We start from the raw sequence: 17,159 nt of genomic DNA, 5'->3' as shown, positions 1-17,159 counted from the left end.
GGACCTTATCGCGATGCGAAAGCCCGAGCACGGCCACGGGCCGGGTCCTCAGCCCGGCCAGCAGCGCGCGTGCGGACCGGTCACCACCTCGGTGCCGCGCACCTGCAGGGTGAGCCGCATGCAGTCGGCATCGCCGGCCGCGTCGACCCGCTGCGCCACGGCGCGCCAGCCGTCGTTGCCGACGTCCTCCAGCGACAGCCGCCAGTGGCCCTGCCGGCTGTGGTCGGGCTGGCGCAGCTCGGCCAGGCGTTGCGCGTAGCGGCCGTGCCGGCCGTGGTGGCGGGCCTGGGCACCCTGCAGCGCGAGCAGGGCGTCCACCGCGTCCGCGCGCCGGCCGCGCTGCCGGGCGGCGTCGAAGGCCTGCAGCAGGCTGCCCACCAGCACGCCGCCGATGAGCGCGACGACGAGCAGCTCGACGAGCGTGAAACCCTGCTGGGACGACGGTGGCCGAGGGCGTCGCACGTCAATCCAGCGACAACAGACGGCGGCGCTTCTGGGTCAGGTCGATGTAGCGCTGCAGCGTGCGCGCGGCGGCACCGCTCAGCGCGTGGAACTCGCAGCCCAGCCGCAGGCCCTGCGCGCTGCCGTGCAGGGCGCTCACGTGCTGCAGGGTGAGGCGGGTCTCGAAGCGGGTGTCGGCGTCCAGCGCCAGCCGCACGCCGGCGATCTCGCTGCCGGGGGCCAGCGGCGGCACGTCGGCCGGCAGCAGCAGGGCGCAGCCGCCGATGCTGACGTCGAGCACCCGCAGCGCCAGCGTCATGTCGGGCAGCGCCGGGTGGCGCAGCGTGGCGGTGGGGCCGCCGCGCTCCGGCGTGCGCACGCGGTAGGCGTCGCGGCGCTGGAAGCGGTAGAGCACTGTCGGCAGGCCGGTCTGCAGCGTGCAGCCGCCGCTGCCGTGCACCAGCACCGCGTCGTCGACGTCGAACTGCAGCTTGACCGCGTCCAGGTAGGCGACGGCGGTCAGCTCCGTTGCGGCGAGCAGCGCATCCAGCGCCGGCTCGTCGGCGTCGGCGCTGAAGGACAGCCGGCGCCGCGAGGCGTCCACCGTCCACAGGGTGGCGCCGAGGTGGGCGCCGCCCTCGCTGCTGAGCTGCACGGCGGCGCCGGCGTCCTGCAACTGCCGCAGCATGGCCAGGCGCTCGCCCTCGCCGTCGAGCCGGAAGGCCGCCAGCGCGTCGGGCTCGCCGAGCGGCGACAACGCGGCCGGTCGGGTGTGCAGCGACATCGCCGTGCTCAGTGCAGCGTCTTCGGCCGCCCGGCCATCATGTGGTCCAGGTCCTCCAGCCAGGGCTCGGCCAGGTGGCGGATCTCGGCGTCGTTGACCAGGATGCGCTGCATGATCTTCGACTTGAGCCGTGCCTCGTCGGGGCCGAGCGCCTTGCCCTGGGCGGCCTGCTTGAGCTGCGAGATCAGCAGCACGCAGGCGCCCTCCAGCTTGACGACCTGGTCCCAGTCGCCGGCCTTGGCCGCTCGCAGCATCTCGGCACTGGCCTGCTCGATGGCCTCGTAGTAGCTCAGCAGCTCGTTGTTCATGGCGGGGGTGGACGCGGCAGGGGTCACGTGGGTCTTCTTCTGGTTGGGGGTCGGGCCTCAGGCGGCGGGGCGGATCTCGGCCCAGGCCTGCTGCAGCGGCAGCACCAGCGCACGGCACTCGTCCAGCGGCGCCGGGTCGTTGCGCAGGTTGGCCTGCGTCAGCCGCAGCGTGAGGTAGTCGTACAGGTCGCGCAGGTCGCCGGCCAGCTTGCCGCCGGCCTGCATGTCCAGCGCGGCCTTCAGGCCCTCCTCGACGATGCGCACCGCGCGGCCGATGGCCTCGCCCTTGGTGATCAGGTCGCGCTGCTCGATCGCGCCGCGGGCGCGGGCGACGGACTCGAGCAGCCCGTCGAACAGCAGCGCCACCAGGTGGTGCGGCGTGGCGGCGAGCACCTGCGTCTCCACCCCGGTGCGGCGGTACAGCGCGCTGAAGTCGTTGCTGCCGGCGGACCGGCTGGAGGATGTGAACATCTGGATGCAGTCTTCGACGGGTGCGATGACTGTTTTTCGGCGCGCCCCCGGGAAAACTTGAAGCCGCCCGCGAGGGGGGAAGGGGGTGGAAAACCGACCCCCAAAACGCCGACGGCCGCCCCCGCCGTCAAGGCGGTGCGGCCGTCGCTGCGGCGCCCGGAAGGGGGGGTCAGCTGCTCTGCTTGGCGAGCAGGCTCATCTGCTGCGAGACGTAGCTCGACAGTCCCGACAGGCTGCTCATCTTGGCGTCCAGCGTCTGGTACTGCAGCCGGATGCGCTTCTCGAAGGCCGCCACCCGGTCCTCCAGCCGGTCCTGCTGGTCATCGTTGCGCTTGATGCGGCTGTTCAGGCCCTCCTTGCGCGACTCCAGCGGGCCCTCGGCGCCGAGCAGCCCGGCCAGGTAGAGCTTGAACTGCTGGCCGATGCCGTTGCTGGCGCTGCCCGGCGTCGCCTCGTCGCCGAGGGTGGAGAAGGCCTTGGCCAGCTCGTCGAGCTTGCCGATCGCCTTGTCCAGCTTGCCGCCGTTGACCTTGAGCGAGCCGTCGGACTGCGGGTCCAGGCCGATGTCGGACAGGCGGCCGAAGGCGCTGGACGCCGACGAGCCGTTGGACACCAGGCCGCGCAGCTGGCCGAGCAGGCCGATGGCGGTGCGGTCGCCCTGCAGCGGGCCGGCCTTCTTGGTGTCGGCGTTGTAGGCGGTCTGCTCGCGCAGGTACTTCACCACGTCGTTGTAGGCGGTGCTGAAGTCGGTGATGGCCTTCTTGATCGACTCGTTGTCGTGGCTGACCGACAGCGTCACCGGCACCGCGGTGGTGGTGTTGGTCTGCGGGTCGGTGACGGTGGCCGTCGGCTTGAGCAGCTGCAGGCTGATGCCGTCGATGACCTCGTTGACGCTGTTGCTCGCCGATTCGATGGCGATGCCGTCGATCGTGGCGCTGGCGTTCTGCGCCTTCTGCGACAGCGCCATGCCGCCGCTGCCGGACGCCGGGTCGTGGTTGAGCCCCGACAGGTCGCCGCTGGTGCTGCTGGTCTGGATGCGGAAGCCGTTCTCCAGCCCGGTCTCGGCCGAGCGGATGGACAGCCGCGCGCCGGTGACGTCGCGCACGATGGTGGCGGTGACGCCGGCGCCGGCGGCATTGATCTTGTCGCGGATCTTCTCCAGCGTGTTGTCGCCCGGGCCGATGGTCACGGCCACCGGCGGCGGCGTGCTGCGCGGCGTGAAGCTGGGCGGCGTGCCGTCGGTCCAGCGGCCGATGTCGATGGTGATGGTGCCCTCGCCGATGCTGGCGGTGGCGCTGGCGAAGGCGGCGCTGGTCACCGCCTGCGCGGCGGCCAGGCGGGCGACGGTGATGTTGTAGCTGCCGATGGGTGCGCCGCTGGTGGCCGTGGCCTTGACCACCGTCTCGTCCGACACGCCGGCGGTGGCGGCGCGCCAGGTCGAGGCGTCGGTCAGCGTGCGCGCCGCGTCGCGCAGGGTGGAGAGCATGCTCTGCACCTTGCCGAAGCTGGAGACCTGGGTGTCGAGCTCGGTCTTCTGCGTCTGCAGCTGCGTGATCGGCTTGCGTTCGAGCGCGACCAGCTGCGAGACGATGGTCTCGACGTCCAGTCCGCTGCCCAGTCCGGTGGATGAGATGGCCATATCGTCGTCAGGCTCCCATGGAAACGATCGCCCGGCGCGAAGGCGCAGATGCCTTCACGGCGGACGATCGGTATATCGGCCGGGGTTTCGCCTACTTTAGGGACGGACACCGCCGGTTTCAGGCTGGGTGTCGCCCCGCGTCCGCCGGGTGCGTCGGCCGATCCCTCGAGGGGATCGCGTGCCGGCGGGGGAGCGGCCCGGCGCTCGGCCCGCGTCCGCCCGAGGATCAGCGTTGCAGCAGCTGCAGCACCTGCTGCGGCAGCTGGTTGGCCTGGGCCACCATCGCCGTGCCGGCCTGCTGCAGGATCTGCGAGCGTGACATGTTGGCGGTTTCCTGCGCGTAGTCGGCGTCCATGATCCGGCCGCGGGCGGCGGCCTGGTTCTCGATGCCGGTCTGCAGGTTGTTGATGATGGCCTCGAAGCGCGACTGCACCGCGCCGAAGGTGGCGCGCTGGTTGTTCACCGTGTCCAGCGCGCTGTCGATCGCGTCGATCACCGAGGCGATGGCGCTGATGTCGGCGCTGCTGTCGATGACCACTGTCGAGTCGCTGATGGCGGCGATGTCGACGTTGCTGTTCAGGTTCTCGGTGTTGACGACGATGGTGTCGTCGGTCGAGGTGTTGGCGCCGATCTGGAACACCATGGCCGTGCCGTCCGCGCCGATGATGCGGCCGCCGTTGAAGCTGGTCGCCCCGATGATCCGGGTGATTTCCTGCTGCAGCTGGGCGAACTCCTTGTTCAGCGAGTCCTTGTCGTCGGCGCTGTTGCTGGCGTTGCGCGCCTGCAGGGCCAGCTCGCGCATGCGCTGCAGCGAGTCGCCGATCTTCGACAGCGCGCCTTCGGCGACCTGGGACAGCGAGATGCCGTCGTTGGCGTTGCGGATGGCGACGTTCATGCCGCGCATCTGCGCGTTCATGCGCTCGGCGATGGCCAGGCCGGCGGCATCGTCCTTGGCGCTGTTCACCCGCAGGCCCGACGACAGGCGCTGCATGGAGGTCGACAGCGACGCCTGTGACGAGTTCAGGTTGCGCTGCGCGTTCAGCGACTGGATGTTGGTGTTGATGGTTTGCGGCATGGTGTGACAGCACTCCAATAGAAGCCATTGACTCCCGGCGGACCTGCGGCCGGTCTGCATCCACTCGGGGCTTAGGCTCGAACGGTGCTTGGGATCATTTTCGACAGCCCGCAGGGGGCCGATGGCTGGAAATGGGGCTGAAAAGCGCGCCGTCTCGCCGCCGCGCACGGCCGGTGGCGATCCGCCTTCGCCAATGGAAAAGGGCACCCGAAGGTGCCCTTTGCGTTGCGTGCGGCCGAGGGGTGTTACGCCTCGCCGGGCACGCCGCCCCTCAGGGGCGTGCCGGCGTCAGCGAAGGAGCGAGAGCACCTGCTGCGGCAGCTGGTTGGCCTGCGCGACCATCGCGGTGCCGGCCTGCTGCAGGATCTGGGCACGCGACAGGTTCGCCGTTTCCTGGGCGAAGTCGGCGTCCATGATCCGGCCGCGGGCGGCCGACTGGTTCTCCACGCCCTGCTGCAGGCTGGAGATGATGGCCTCGAAGCGCGACTGCGTGGCACCGTAGGTGGCGCGCTGGTTGTTCACCGAGTCGATGGCGCTGTCGATCGAGTCGATGGCGCTGCCGATGGCGCTGAAGTCGGCCGAGCTGTCGATCACCAGCGAGCTGGCGATGGCCGCCGAGATGTCGGCGTTGCTCGACAGGTTCTCGCCGGTGACGGTGATGGTGTCGTCGGTCGAGGTGTTGGCGCCGACCTGGAAGGTCATGTCGGTGCCGTCGGCGCCGATGATCTTCTTGCCGTTGAAGCTCGTGCCGCCGATGACGCGGGAGATCTCCGACTGCAGCTGCGCGAATTCCTTGTTCAGCGAGTCCTTGTCGGCGTCGCTGTTCGAGGCGTTGCGGGCCTGCACGGCCAGCTCGCGCATCCGCTGCAGCGAGTCGCCGACCTTGGACAGCGCGCCTTCGGCGGTCTGCGCCATCGAGATGCCGTCGTTGGCGTTGCGGATGGCGACGTTCATGCCGCGCACCTGGGCGTTCATGCGCTCGGCGATCGCCAGGCCGGCGGCGTCGTCCTTGGAGCTGTTGACGCGCAGGCCGGAGGACAGGCGCTGCATCGAGGTCGACAGCGAGTTCTGCGACATCGCCAGGTTCCGCTGTGCGTTGAGCGACGAGATGTTGGTGTTGATGGTGGTAGCCACGAAATTTCCTTTCAGTTAAGCGAACCCCGGCAATCCCGCCGGACGTCAACTCGGACCCCTCGCTTGTGATGAGGTCCTTGCCTTCGCCCCGCTCGCGCCGCGCCTTTCATGTGAAGCGGCCCTTGCAGGACACCGCCCGACGCTAGCCAGACCTCGAACGCACCACCTTCGGTTGCTGCCCGGGCCGGTCTAACCGGACCACGCGACTTGGTGTCAAGTCCCGTTGGGGTGGATATCGAGCCCCGGTCTTTCGAACTTGAGCGGTTTTTCCCGCCTTCTCACCATCTCTCACAGGGCCGCAAAGGGGCGAACAGAGCGGCCCAACCGGGCCATATCGGCCGCCGCCCGCCGGTTCTTGAATGCCAGACTTCCGCCGGCCGATCCTGGCCGCATCACGCCCGACGTCTCCCCCCCATGCCCGCCATCCCGCCCGCCGTTGCCCATCAAGCCCGCCAGCAGTGGAAGCAGGGCCAGGACCTGGTGGCCGCCGGCCGCTGGGCCGACGCCTCCAGCCGCTTCCGCCAGGCCTGCGCGCTGGTGCCCGGCGACGTGGTGTACGCGCTCAACCTGGCGCGCTCGCTGCTGCGCGAGGGCAAGCTGCGCGAGGCCGGCGACGAGGCGCGGCGCGCCTTCGAGATGGACCGCGCCAACGCGCTGGCCTGCGGCTTCTGGGCGCATTGCCTGGAAGGGCAGGGCCGCCACGCCGAGGTGGTGCACGCGCTGCGCTCGCTCGACCCGGCCACCCCCCGCGACGTCGACCACCACCAGGCGCTGGGCCGCGCGCTGCAGGCGCTGCGCCGGCCGCGCGAGGCGATCGCCGCCTACTTCGACGCGCTGGCGCTGAAGATGGACATCGCCAACGTGCACTACCAGGTCGGCGTCTGCTTCAACGACCTGGACATGAAGGAGGAGGCCAGCGAGTGCTTCAAGACCGCGCTGGTGCTGGACATCGGCCTGCACGAGCTGGGCGTGCGCGGCCTGCTGGCCTTCTTCGAGCGCGAGGTCTGCCGCTGGGACGATGCCGAGGCCGACCTGGCGCACCTGGTGCAGGCCGTGCGGGCGCTGCCCGACGACGCCGCCGCGCCGACCACGCCCTTCGCCCAGGTCACGCTGCTCGACGACCCGCGCGACCAGCTGCGTGCCGCGCGGGTGGCGGCGCGCCACCTGTCGCGCGGCATCGTGCCGCTGCCGGCGCTTGCCCCCCCGCAACGCGGCCGAGCGCGCCGGCCGCATCCGCGTCGGCTACCTGTCGGCCGACTTCCACCAGCACGCCACCTGCATCCTGATGGCCGAGCTGCTGGAGCGCCACGACCGCGCCCGCTTCGAGGTCACCCTGTACTCGCACGGCAAGGACGACGGCACCGACATGCGCCGCCGCATCGAGCGCGCCTGCGAGCACTTCGTCGACCTGCGCGGCCAGAGCGACGTGCAGATCGCCGAACGCATCCGCGCCGACGGCATCGACCTGCTCGTCGACCTGAAGGGCTACACCCGCGACAACCGGCTGCCGGTGCTGGCGTACCGGCCGGCCCGCGTGCAGGCGGCCTACCTGGGCTTCCCCGGCACCACCGGCGCCGGCTTCATCGACTACCTGATCGGCGACGCGGTGGTGACCCCGCTCGAGCACGCCGACCGCTACAGCGAGAAGCTGGTGCAGCTGCCGCGCTGCTACCAGCCCAACGACCGCCAGCGCGCCCGCCCGGCGCCGACGCCGCGCGCGGCGCTCGGCCTGCCCGAGCACGCGCTGGTGCTGTGCGGCTTCAACCAGCCGTTCAAGATCTCCAAGGACGTGTTCGACGTCTGGTGCCGGCTGCTGCACGCGGTGCCCGGCTCGGTGCTGTGGCTGCTGGAGTGGAACGGCCAGGTGCGGCGCAACCTGGAGCGCGAAGCGCAGGCCCGCGGCCTCGACCCGCAGCGCCTGGTGTGGGCGCCGCGCGTCAAGCCGGCCGACCACATCGCCCGCCTGCAGCAGGCCGACCTCTTCGTCGACACCTGGCCCTGCAACGCCCACACCACCGCCAGCGACGCGCTGTGGGCCGGCGTGCCGGTGGTCACCTTCCTCGGCGAGACCTTCGCCTCGCGGGTGGCCGGCTCGCTGGTGCGCAGCGTCGGCCTGCCGGAACTGGTGTGCGCCGACGTGGCGGCCTACGAGGCCAAGGCGCTCGAACTGATGCACGACGCCGGCGCCCGCGCCGACCTGCGCGCGCGCCTGGTGGCCGCGCGCGAGACCAGCCCGCTGTTCGACAGCGCCCAGAGCGCACGCGACCTCGAGGCGGTGTTCACCCGCCTGGTCGCCCGCCACGACGCGGGCCTGGCCCCCGACCACCTCGCCGCCGAGCACGACGCCGCCGAGTGAGCGCGGGCGGCGGCACCGAATAGGCGCCGTTTCCGCCTGCTCATGCGCCGCTTCTCGCAGGACCGGCGACCTAGCATCGAAGCGTCACCTCGCCGGCCCATCGGGCCGCTTCCACCATGCCCCTTCCAGCGCCCACCGACGCCGCCGTGCCGCCCGAAGCGCGCGCGCCGCTCGAACGCGCCCGTTCCGGCGCCATGCCGCTGCCCGAGCTGCTGGAGCAGGCGGCGTCGCTGTCCCAGCTCGGCCATGCGGCCGCGTCGGCCGCGCTGTACGAGCAGTGGCTGGCCAGCACCGAGTCGCCGCACCGCCACGTCGCGTGTTTCAACTGGGGCACGGTGCTGGGCGCGCTCGACCGCCCCGCCGAGGCCGAGGCCGCCTACCGCCAGGCGCTGGCGCTGAAGCCGGGCTTCGCGCCGGCGCTGCTCAACCTCGGCCACCAGCTCGAACGCCAGGGCCAGGTCGACGAGGCGCTGGGCTGCTGGCAGCAGGTGGTGGACCGGCCCGATGCCGCCGCCGACCTGTCGCTGACCTTGCATGCGCTCAACAACCAGGGCCGCCTGCTCGAACAGCAGCGCCGCTTCGACGAGGCCGAGGCGGCCATGGCGCGCAGCCTGCAGCTCAAGGCGGACCAGCCCGACGTGCTGCAGCACTACGTGCACATCCGGCAGAAGCAGTGCAAGTGGCCGCTGTACACGCCGCCCGACGGCGTGACCCGGAACCAGCTGCTCACCGGCACCTCGGCGCTGGCCATGCTCGGCGCCAGCGACGACCCGGCGCTGCAGCTGCTGGCGGCGCAGCGCTTCGTGCTGACCAAGGTGGCCAGACCCGCCGATCCGCCGCTGCACACGCTGACCGTGCCGCGCACCGGCCGGCTGCGCATCGGCTACCTGTCGGGCGACCTCGGCATGCACGCCGTCGGCCTGCTGACGCCCGAACTCTTCGAGCTGCACGACCGCAGCCGCTTCGAGGTCTTCGGCTTCTGCTGGAGCCGCGAGGACGGCAGCGCCCAGCGCGCGCGCATCGTCAAGGCGCTGGACCACTGCGTGCGCATCGGGTCGATGGACGACGCGGCGGCGGCCAAGCTCATCGCCCAGTGCGGCATCGACGTGCTGGTCGACCTGCAGGGCCTGACCAGCGGCGCCCGTCCCGGCATCCTGGTGCAGCGGCCGGCGCCGGTGCAGGTGGGTTACCTCGGCCTGCCCGGCACGTCCGCGCTGCCCGGCGTCGACTGGATGGTGGCCGACCGCTACGTCGTGCGGCCGGACTACGAGCCCTACTGCAGCGAGAAGCCGCTCTTCGTCGAGCAGCACTGCTACCAGGTCAGCGACCGCCGGCGCGAGGTGGGCCGCGTGCCCAGCCGCGCCGAATGCGGCCTGCCCGAGCACGGCGTGGTCTTCTGCAGCTTCAACAACAACCACAAGTTCACCGAAGAGGTGTTCGCCTGCTGGATGCGGGTGCTGGCGCAGGTGCCGGGCAGCGTGCTCTGGCTGCTGGCCGACAACCGCTGGGCCGAAGCCAACATGCTGGCCGCGGCCGACGCCCACGGCGTGGCACGCGAGCGGCTGGTCTTCGCGCCGCGCGTCGCGCCGCCGGACTACCTGGCGCGCATGGCGGTGGCCGACCTCTTCCTCGACACCTTCCCCTACAACGCCGGCACCACCGCCAGCGACGCGCTGTGGATGGGCACCCCCCATCCTCACCCGCTCGGGCCGCAGCTACATCTCGCGCATGGCCGGCAGCCTGCTGACGCACGTCGGCCTGCCCGACCTGATCACCGAGTCGGTCGGCCACTACGAGCGGCTGGCGGTGGCGCTGGGCCAGCACCCGGCGCGCCTGGCCTCGTACAAGCGCTACCTCGCCGAGCAGGGCCGCGGCTCGCGGCTGTTCGACATCCCCGGCTTCGTGCGCTCGCTCGAAGACGGTTTCGAGCGCCTGGCCCTGCAGGCGCGCGCGGCCCACCCGCGGCGCTGACGCACGACGAGCGACACCGACCGCGTGGACCGGCAGGAACCCTTCCTCCCCCCGGCGCCGCAGGCGCTGCCGGCGAGGGTTCGCCCGCCGGCGGCATGCCGCCGCCGCTGCCGCGCGCCGCCCCCGAGGACCGTGCCCCCGCCGACGACCAGCCGCTGCTGCACGCGCTGTCCTGGCTGACCCGCCACCACGGCGCCGAGCGTTCGCCCGCGTCGCTGCTGGCCGGCCTGCCGATGGAGCAGGGCCGCTTCGGCCCGACGCAGGCGGTGCGTGCGTTGAAGGAGGCCGGCTTCAACGCCGGCCTGGTCAAGCGCTCGCTGGCCGAGCTGCCCACGCTGCTGATGCCGGCGGTGCTGCTACTGCGCGGCAGCGAGGCCTGCATCGTCGCCGGCCGCCGCGGCGGCGGCCAGGCCGGTGCGGTCTACGACGTGGTCATGCCGGGGCCCGAGCACCACGCCTGCACCGCCACCGAAGCCGAGCTGGTGCAGGAGTACACCGGCTTCGCGCTGGTCGCCAGCCCGAAGGTCGAAGCCCGCGCCGGCGTGGCCGAGGAGGGGCTGCGCGACCCGAGCAGCCACTGGCTGTGGGGCACGCTGCGGCGCTTCATCCCCTACTACCGCTCGGCGATGGTGGCGGCGCTGCTGTCCAACCTGCTGATGCTGGTCACCGGCATCCTCACCTCGGTCATCTACGACAAGGTGATCCCGCACAAGGCCTTCGTCACGCTGTGGGCGCTGGCCATCGGCGGCTTCCTGGCGATGGGCTTCGACCTGCTGGCGCGCCAGCTGCGCGCGCACCTGATCGACCTGGCCGGCAAGAAGACCGACCTGCTGATCGGATCGCTGCTGTTCCGGCAGACGCTGTCGCTGCGCATGGAGCACCGGCCCGGCTCGGCCGGCGGCCACGCCCACCACCATGGCCAGGTGGAGGTGGTGCGCGAGTTCTTCGCCTCCGCCTCGCTGTCGGCGATCAGCGACGTGCCGTTCGCGCTGCTCTTCGTCGCCATGACCTTCGTCATCGGCGGCCCGCTGGGCTGGGTGCTGGTGATCGCGCTGCCGCTGATCGCCGCCTGCGCGCTCTTCATCCAGGGCGCGCTGCGCCGTGCCATGCACGCCAACATGGCCCAGCAGGCGGACCTGCACGGGCTGATGGTGGAGGCGGTGGAAGGCCTGGAGGACGTGAAGACCGCCGGCGCGCAGGGCCGCTTCCTGCACCGCTTCGAGCAGGCCAACGCGGCGGCGGCGGACAGTTCGCTGCGCTCGCGCCGGCTCACCGCCTGGGCCAACAACGTGGCCATGATCGGCCAGCAGGCGGTGACGCTGGTGATGCTGGTCTGGGGCGTCTACCTGATCGCCGACGGCGTCATCACCGGCGGCGCGCTCATCGGCGCGGTGATGATGGCCGGCCGGGCCATCCTGCCGCTGGGCGGGCTGGTCAGCCTGGCCATGCGCTACCAGGGTGCCCGCGCCGCGATGTCGGCGCTGGACAAGCTGATGGCGCTGCCGGTCGAACGCGAGCCCGGCCGCGCCTACATCGCGCACCGGCGGCTGACCGGCCGCATCGGCCTGCACGACGTCGGCTTCGCCTACCCGTCGCCGGCCGGCAGCACCACGCCGCCGCCCAAGGTGCTGAAGGGCGTGACGCTGCGCTTCGCGCCCGGCGAGCGGGTGGTCATCCTCGGCCGCATCGGCAGCGGCAAGTCGACCATCCTGCGGCTGATGGCCGGGCTCTACCAGCCCACCGAGGGCCTGGTAGAGGTCGACGGCATCGACCTGCGCCAGCTCGACAGCGCCGACTTCCGCAGCAAGGTGGGCTTCGTGTCGCAGGAGCCGCGGCTGTTCAACGGCACGCTGCGCGAGAACGTGCTGATGGGCCGCCACGACGCCGACGCCTCGCGGCTGGCCGAGGTGGCGCAGCTCACCGGCCTGGACCGGCTGGTGGCCAGCCACCCGCAGGGCTGGGAGCTGCCGGTGGGCGAGATGGGCGGCCTGCTGTCCGGCGGCCAGCGGCAGCTGGTGGCGCTGGCGCGCTGCCTGGTCACCCGGCCGCAGATCCTGCTGATGGACGAGCCCACCAGCTCGATGGACGCGCAGTCCGAAACCATGTTCCTGCGCCAGCTGAAGGAGGCCGCCGGCCCCTGCACGCTGGTCATGGTCACCCACCGGCCGGCGGTGCTGGAGCTGGCGCAGCGGGTGGTGGTGGTCGACGCCGGCCGTCTGGTGATGGACGGGCCGAAGGACCAGGTGCTGGCCGCGCTGTCCGGTGCCAAGCCGGCGGCTGCTGCCGCCTCCACCGCACCGCCGAACGTGCTGCGCCACCCGACCGCGCAGCCGATGGCGGCGCAGCCGGCGGTCTGAGGCAGGTCGATGTTCGGCTTCGGACGCAAACCCAAGCCCGCCCTGGCCGACGGCCGCGTGCTGCCCGGCGACGCCGACTTCATGAGCGGCGTCAACGCCGCCCAGGTGGTCGAGCGAGTGCCGCAGCTCACCTGGCCGCTGTGGCTGATGGCGCTGGCCGTGGGCGCGGCGCTGGCCTGGGCCATGCTGGCCCGCGTCGAGGTGGTGACCCGGGCCGACGGCCGCGTGGTGCCCGACGGCCGCGAGCAGGCCATCGCCAGCCTGGAGGGCGGCATCCTGCGCGAGCTGCTGGTGCGCGAGGGCATGCTGGTGGACGAAGGCCAGGCGGTGGCCCGGCTCGACCCGACACGCTTCGAGGCGCAGCAGAACGAGGGCCAGTCGCGGCGGCTGGCGTTGAAGGCCGCCATCGCCCGGCTGGGCGCCGAGGCCGGCGGCCGGGCGCTGGTCTTCCCCGACGAGGTGCGGGCCGCGCCCGACCTGATGGCCGCCGAGACCGAGGTCTACAGCAACCGCCGGCAGGTGCTGCAGGAGGCCGTCGCCGTCAACAACCGCAACGTCGGCCTGCTGCAGCGCGAGCTCGACATGGCCGAGCTGATGTCGGCCAAGGGCCTGCTCAGCGACGTCGAGGTGATGCGCCTGCGCCGCCAGGTCAACGACCTGCGGCTGGCCAGCAGCGACCGGCTGGCGCGCTTCCGCCAGGACGCCAGCGCCGAGCTGCTGAAGGCGCAGAACGAGCTGGCCGCGATGGAGGAGCAGCAGGTGGTGCGCGAGGACGCGCTGCGCCGCACGGTGCTGCGCTCGCCGGTGAAGGGGCTGGTCAAGTCGATCAAGCTCAACACGCTGGGCGGCGTGGTCGGCCCGGGCGCGGTGATCATGGAGATCGTGCCGCTGGGCCCGCGCGTGCTGGTCGAGGCACGTGTCAAGCCGCAGGACGTCGGCTTCATCCGCCTCGGCCAGACGGCGCAGGTCAAGCTGACCGCCTACGAGTACGTGGTCTACGGCGCGATGACCGGCACCGTCGAGTACATCAGCCCGGACGCCCTGGGCGACGCCGACCGCGCGGCGCAGAACGGCACCTGGTACCGCGTCATCCTGCGCGCCGACCCCGCGGCGCTGCGCGCGCCGACGCCGCTGCAGGTGCTGCCCGGCATGCTGGGCACGGTGGAGATCAACACCGCCGAACGCTCGGTGCTGTCCTTCCTGCTGCGGCCGATGATGAAGTCGCAGGAGGCGTTCAAGGAGCGCTGAGCGGCGCCCCGGCACCGCCGGCGCCAGCGGCCCGCACCGCTGTCCGGTCGGCCGGACGCCGTCGCCCGCCGCGCTCGAGGGCGGCCCCGCAGGGGCGGCGCGACGATTTGCCACGCTGATGTTCAGTCTACCCATCAGATGCCGAAAAGGCCCAGATGCACCCATCCTTTGGTCGTTGAACGGATCTGAGCGCAGACATGAACAGCCTCGACAAGCTGAAAATCGGTACCCGGCTGACGCTGGGCTTCGGCCTCGTCCTCGCCCTGCTGCTGGCGGTGGGCGGTGCGGGCATCTGGCAGACGGCGCGGGTCAACCAGGGCGCGCACGAACTGGGGAACAACTGGCTGCCCAGCGTCGTGGTGCTGGCCGACATGGGGCTCGTCATCACCGACGCACGGCGTGCCAGCCTGCGTCACGCGCTGCACGACGATGCCGAAGGCAAGAAGGCCCAGGAGGCCAGCTTCAACCACAGCATCGACGTCAAGCTGAAGGCGGACTTCGAGCGCTACGAGGCCTTGATCGCCACCGAGGAGGAGCGGGCGCTGTACCGTGACGCCCGGTCGGCCATCGACCGCTGGCTGGCGGCCGACCGGAAGCTGCACGCGGTGTCCAGCGGCGGCGAGGCGAACGTGGCGCAGGCCCATGCGCTGGTCGCCGGCGAGACGTCCGCCGCGTTCCTGGCCGCCCAGACGGCGATGCGCAAGAGCCTGGACTACAACGTCCGGCTGGCGGAGGTCGAGACCCGTCGTGCCCGCGACACCTACGACAGCGCACGCGGCCTGTCGTTCGCGTTGATGGGCGTGGCGGTGGCGCTGGGCGTCGCCTGCGCCGTGTTCATCACCCGTTCCATCACCGGGCCCCTCCGCCGGGCGGTGCAGGTGGTCGACACCGTGGCGCGCGGCGACCTGACGACGCACCTCGACCCGCAGGGGCGCAACGAACTGGCCGACCTGCTGCGCTCGCTGGCGACCATGACCCGGCAGCTGGCCGCCACCGTCGGCCAGGTGCGCCAGTCCAGCGAGCAGGTGGCCTCCGCCTCGACCCAGATCGCCACCGGCAACGCCGACCTGAGCCAGCGCACCGAGGAGCAGGCCAGCAACCTCGAGCAGACCGCCGCGTCGATGGAAGAGCTGCAGAGCACGGTGCAGCAGAACGCCGCGACCGCCCGCCAGGCCGACCGCATGGCGCACGAGGCCGCTGGCGCGGCAGGCGAGGGCGGACGGGTGGTGGGCGAGGTGGTCACCACCATGCAGGCCATCGCCGGCTCGTCGAAGAAGATGGCCGACATCATCGGCGTCATCGACGGCATCGCCTTCCAGACCAACATCCTGGCGTTGAACGCCGCGGTCGAAGCCGCCCGCGCCGGCGAGCAGGGCCGCGGCTTCGCGGTGGTCGCGTCGGAAGTGCGCAGCCTGGCGCAGCGCAGCGCCGAGGCGGCGCGCGAGGTCAAGGCGCTGATCGGCGACAGCGTGGTGCAGGTGGAGACCGGCACCCGCCTCGTCGGCCTGGCCGGCGAGCGCATGCAGGGCATCGTCGACCAGGTCCAGCGGGTGAGCCAGTTCATCGGCGAGATCTCCGGCGCCACGCAGGAGCAGTCCGGCGGCATCGGCCAGGTCAGCGACGCCGTGGCCCAGCTCGACCAGGTCACGCAGCAGAACGCGGCGCTGGTCGAGCAGAGCGCCGCCGCCGCGGACAGCCTGCGGCAGCAGGCGCAGCGGCTGAACGAGGCGGTGGCGGTGTTCCGGCTGGCGTGACCGGTCCGGCGGGCGGACACATCCTCTTTCCACCGGTCCAGAGAAGCGCGGCATTTCCGCTCGCTTTCCGTCGACCGGCCGCGGCGGCCCGGCGGTGAAATGGCCGTCGAGCACCAGCCTTGTCGGGCCGGTGTCGAGACCGCACCCACCGATGCCGCCGCTGTTGTCCTGCCGCCCGTCCTCCGTTCTGTCGCGCCCGGCGCTCGCCGTGGCGCTCGGCCTGGCGCTGTCGCTGCCGGCCGCCGCCCGCTGCATCGACGACAACGGCCGTGAGCTGCAGCCACCGGCGGGCGCCGACGGTGGTGCCGCCGCGCCGATGGAGCCCCGCGCCCAGATGCAGGAGCTGATCGGCCTGGCCATCTCGCGCAGCAACGCGGTGGGCGCGGCCAAGCTGCTGGTGGAGGCCGCGCAGCACGACATCGAGGAGGCCAAGGCCGCCGCCAAGCTGCAGGCCAGCGCCTTCGCCGGCGTCAACTACCAGAGCAACACCGTGTGGGGCCTGGCGCAGCCGGCCGGCACGCAGGGCCGGGTGGGCGCGCAAGTGGGCTCGATGCTGTACGACGGCGGCCGGGTCGAGCGCCTCACCGACTGGCGCACCTCGCTGGCCGAGGCCGCCCGCCAGGGCCAGATCAACACCCAGGAACAGATCGCCCTGCAGGCGGTGAGCAGCGCGCTGGAGCGCGCGCGCTACCGGCTGCAGGCCCAGGTCTACCAGCAGTACGGCCGCAAGATGGCCTGCCTGGTCGAGGCGCTGGAGCAGATCGTCAAGACCGACCGTGGCCGCGCCAGCGAGCTGGTGCAGGCCCAGAAGAGCCAGGCGCAGGCCGAGCTGGCGCGCGCCGGCGCCCTGTCGGCCATGCGCCAGTCCGAGATCCGGCTGCGCCGCTTCGTCGGCGACGGCCTGCCGCCCACCGAGGGGCTGTCGTCGCTGCTGACGCGGCTGCCGCCGATGGACGAGGTGATGGCGCAGACCGAGCGCTCGGCCGAGATCGCGCTGCTGAAGGCGCAGTCGCAGGCGGCGTCCAGCTACGCCCAGGCGCTGGCGGCGGCCACCAGGCCGCAGGTCAACTGGTCGCTCGGCGCCTCCAAGGCGGTGGGGGTCGGCAACCCGAGCGCGCTGCAGGTGGGCATCAACCTCACGCTGCCGCTGCTGGCGCCGGCCGCCGACCCGTCGATCGCCGCCGCCCAGCGGCGGGCCGAGGCCACCCGGTTGACCCAGATCGACGTGCTCGAGTCGCGCCGCTCCCGGGTGGCCGACGTGCACGAGCAGGCCACGTCGGCGTTCGACCGCGCCCGCCGCGTCGCCGAGGTGGTGCGCGACAGCGACCGCGTGCGCAACTTCACGCTGCAGCAGTGGCAGCAGCTCGGGCGGCGTTCGCTGTTCGACGTGATGGCCGCCGAGGGCGACCACTACAACATGCGCGTGACCTACGTCAACGCGCTGATCGACGGCCAGCAGGCGAACGCGCTGCTGTGGAGCCTGGGCGGCGGCCTCGCCGTCTGGCTGCAGTAGCCGCCGCCGCGGCGGTCAACCCGGGATCCTCCGGGGTTCAATGCCCTCAACTGATACGCGGACCTGCCGATACCTCCTGCATGGGGGAGACACGGGCCGCGACCCGAT

14 protein-coding genes and 1 pseudogene are annotated in these 17,159 nt (G+C 72.0%); 7 read left to right on the top strand and 8 right to left on the bottom strand.

Features of this window, described 5'->3' with window-relative positions; translation table 11 throughout:
- Positions 1–48: 48 nt before the first annotated feature.
- The 8 genes from LRS07_RS16680 to LRS07_RS16645 all read right to left on the bottom strand — a co-directional run bounded on the left by LRS07_RS16680 (position 49) and on the right by LRS07_RS16645 (position 7,016).
- Complete coding sequence (locus tag LRS07_RS16680; protein ID WP_260499082.1) at positions 49–462, bottom strand: type IV pilin protein; 414 nt, start codon at positions 460–462, stop codon at positions 49–51.
- 1 nt (position 463) lies between these two features.
- On the bottom strand, positions 464–1,225 hold the full coding sequence (locus tag LRS07_RS16675; RefSeq protein ID WP_260499081.1) for a flagellar brake protein: 762 nt from the start codon (positions 1,223–1,225) through the stop codon (positions 464–466).
- 8 nt (positions 1,226–1,233) lie between these two features.
- Positions 1,234–1,533 carry a flagellar protein FliT gene (locus LRS07_RS16670; RefSeq protein WP_260502143.1) on the bottom strand — a complete coding sequence of 100 codons (300 nt, stop codon included), beginning with the start codon at positions 1,531–1,533 and terminating at the stop codon, positions 1,234–1,236.
- A 57-nt stretch (positions 1,534–1,590) separates the two neighbouring features.
- Positions 1,591–2,004 (bottom strand): flagellar export chaperone FliS, encoded by a 414-nt coding sequence (gene fliS / locus LRS07_RS16665; RefSeq protein WP_260499080.1) that lies wholly within the window; start codon positions 2,002–2,004, stop codon positions 1,591–1,593.
- 169 nt (positions 2,005–2,173) lie between these two features.
- A complete protein-coding gene (fliD, locus tag LRS07_RS16660; protein ID WP_260499079.1) occupies positions 2,174–3,643 on the bottom strand; it encodes a flagellar filament capping protein FliD in 1,470 nt (489 codons plus the stop codon).
- A 226-nt stretch (positions 3,644–3,869) separates the two neighbouring features.
- Complete coding sequence (locus LRS07_RS16655) at positions 3,870–4,718, bottom strand: flagellin N-terminal helical domain-containing protein (protein ID WP_260499078.1); 849 nt, start codon at positions 4,716–4,718, stop codon at positions 3,870–3,872.
- Positions 4,719–5,006: 288 nt separating this feature from the next.
- Positions 5,007–5,852, bottom strand: a complete 846-nt coding sequence (locus LRS07_RS16650; protein WP_260499077.1) for a flagellin domain-containing protein — start codon at positions 5,850–5,852, stop codon at positions 5,007–5,009.
- Positions 5,853–6,140: 288 nt separating this feature from the next.
- Positions 6,141–7,016 (bottom strand): hypothetical protein, encoded by an 876-nt coding sequence (locus LRS07_RS16645; RefSeq protein ID WP_260499076.1) that lies wholly within the window; start codon positions 7,014–7,016, stop codon positions 6,141–6,143.
- Positions 7,017–7,047: 31 nt separating this feature from the next.
- On the opposite strand from LRS07_RS16645, the gene LRS07_RS16640 reads away from it, so the two are divergent.
- The 7 genes and pseudogenes from LRS07_RS16640 to LRS07_RS16610 all read left to right on the top strand — a co-directional run bounded on the left by LRS07_RS16640 (position 7,048) and on the right by LRS07_RS16610 (position 17,051).
- Positions 7,048–8,208 (top strand): O-linked N-acetylglucosamine transferase, SPINDLY family protein, encoded by a 1,161-nt coding sequence (locus tag LRS07_RS16640; RefSeq protein WP_260499075.1) that lies wholly within the window; start codon positions 7,048–7,050, stop codon positions 8,206–8,208.
- A 116-nt stretch (positions 8,209–8,324) separates the two neighbouring features.
- Positions 8,325–9,839, top strand: a pseudogene (locus LRS07_RS16635) (O-linked N-acetylglucosamine transferase, SPINDLY family protein); the annotation flags it as partial.
- 97 nt (positions 9,840–9,936) lie between these two features.
- Positions 9,937–10,179 (top strand): hypothetical protein, encoded by a 243-nt coding sequence (locus LRS07_RS16630; RefSeq protein ID WP_260502142.1) that lies wholly within the window; start codon positions 9,937–9,939, stop codon positions 10,177–10,179.
- 95 nt (positions 10,180–10,274) lie between these two features.
- Positions 10,275–12,536: a type I secretion system permease/ATPase gene (locus LRS07_RS16625; protein WP_260502141.1), complete on the top strand. Its 2,262-nt coding sequence runs from the start codon at positions 10,275–10,277 to the stop codon at positions 12,534–12,536.
- Positions 12,537–12,545: 9 nt separating this feature from the next.
- Positions 12,546–13,784 carry a beta-barrel domain-containing protein gene (locus LRS07_RS16620; protein WP_260499074.1) on the top strand — a complete coding sequence of 413 codons (1,239 nt, stop codon included), beginning with the start codon at positions 12,546–12,548 and terminating at the stop codon, positions 13,782–13,784.
- Positions 13,785–13,981: 197 nt separating this feature from the next.
- Positions 13,982–15,538: a methyl-accepting chemotaxis protein gene (locus tag LRS07_RS16615; protein WP_260499073.1), complete on the top strand. Its 1,557-nt coding sequence runs from the start codon at positions 13,982–13,984 to the stop codon at positions 15,536–15,538.
- Positions 15,539–15,689: 151 nt separating this feature from the next.
- Positions 15,690–17,051 (top strand): TolC family protein, encoded by a 1,362-nt coding sequence (locus LRS07_RS16610; protein ID WP_260499072.1) that lies wholly within the window; start codon positions 15,690–15,692, stop codon positions 17,049–17,051.
- Positions 17,052–17,159 lie beyond the last annotated feature (108 nt).

Source organism: Aquabacterium sp. J223 (assembly GCF_024666615.1).
GTDB lineage: Bacteria > Pseudomonadota > Gammaproteobacteria > Burkholderiales > Burkholderiaceae_C > J223.
This window is presented reverse-complemented; position numbering and strand designations above follow the sequence as displayed.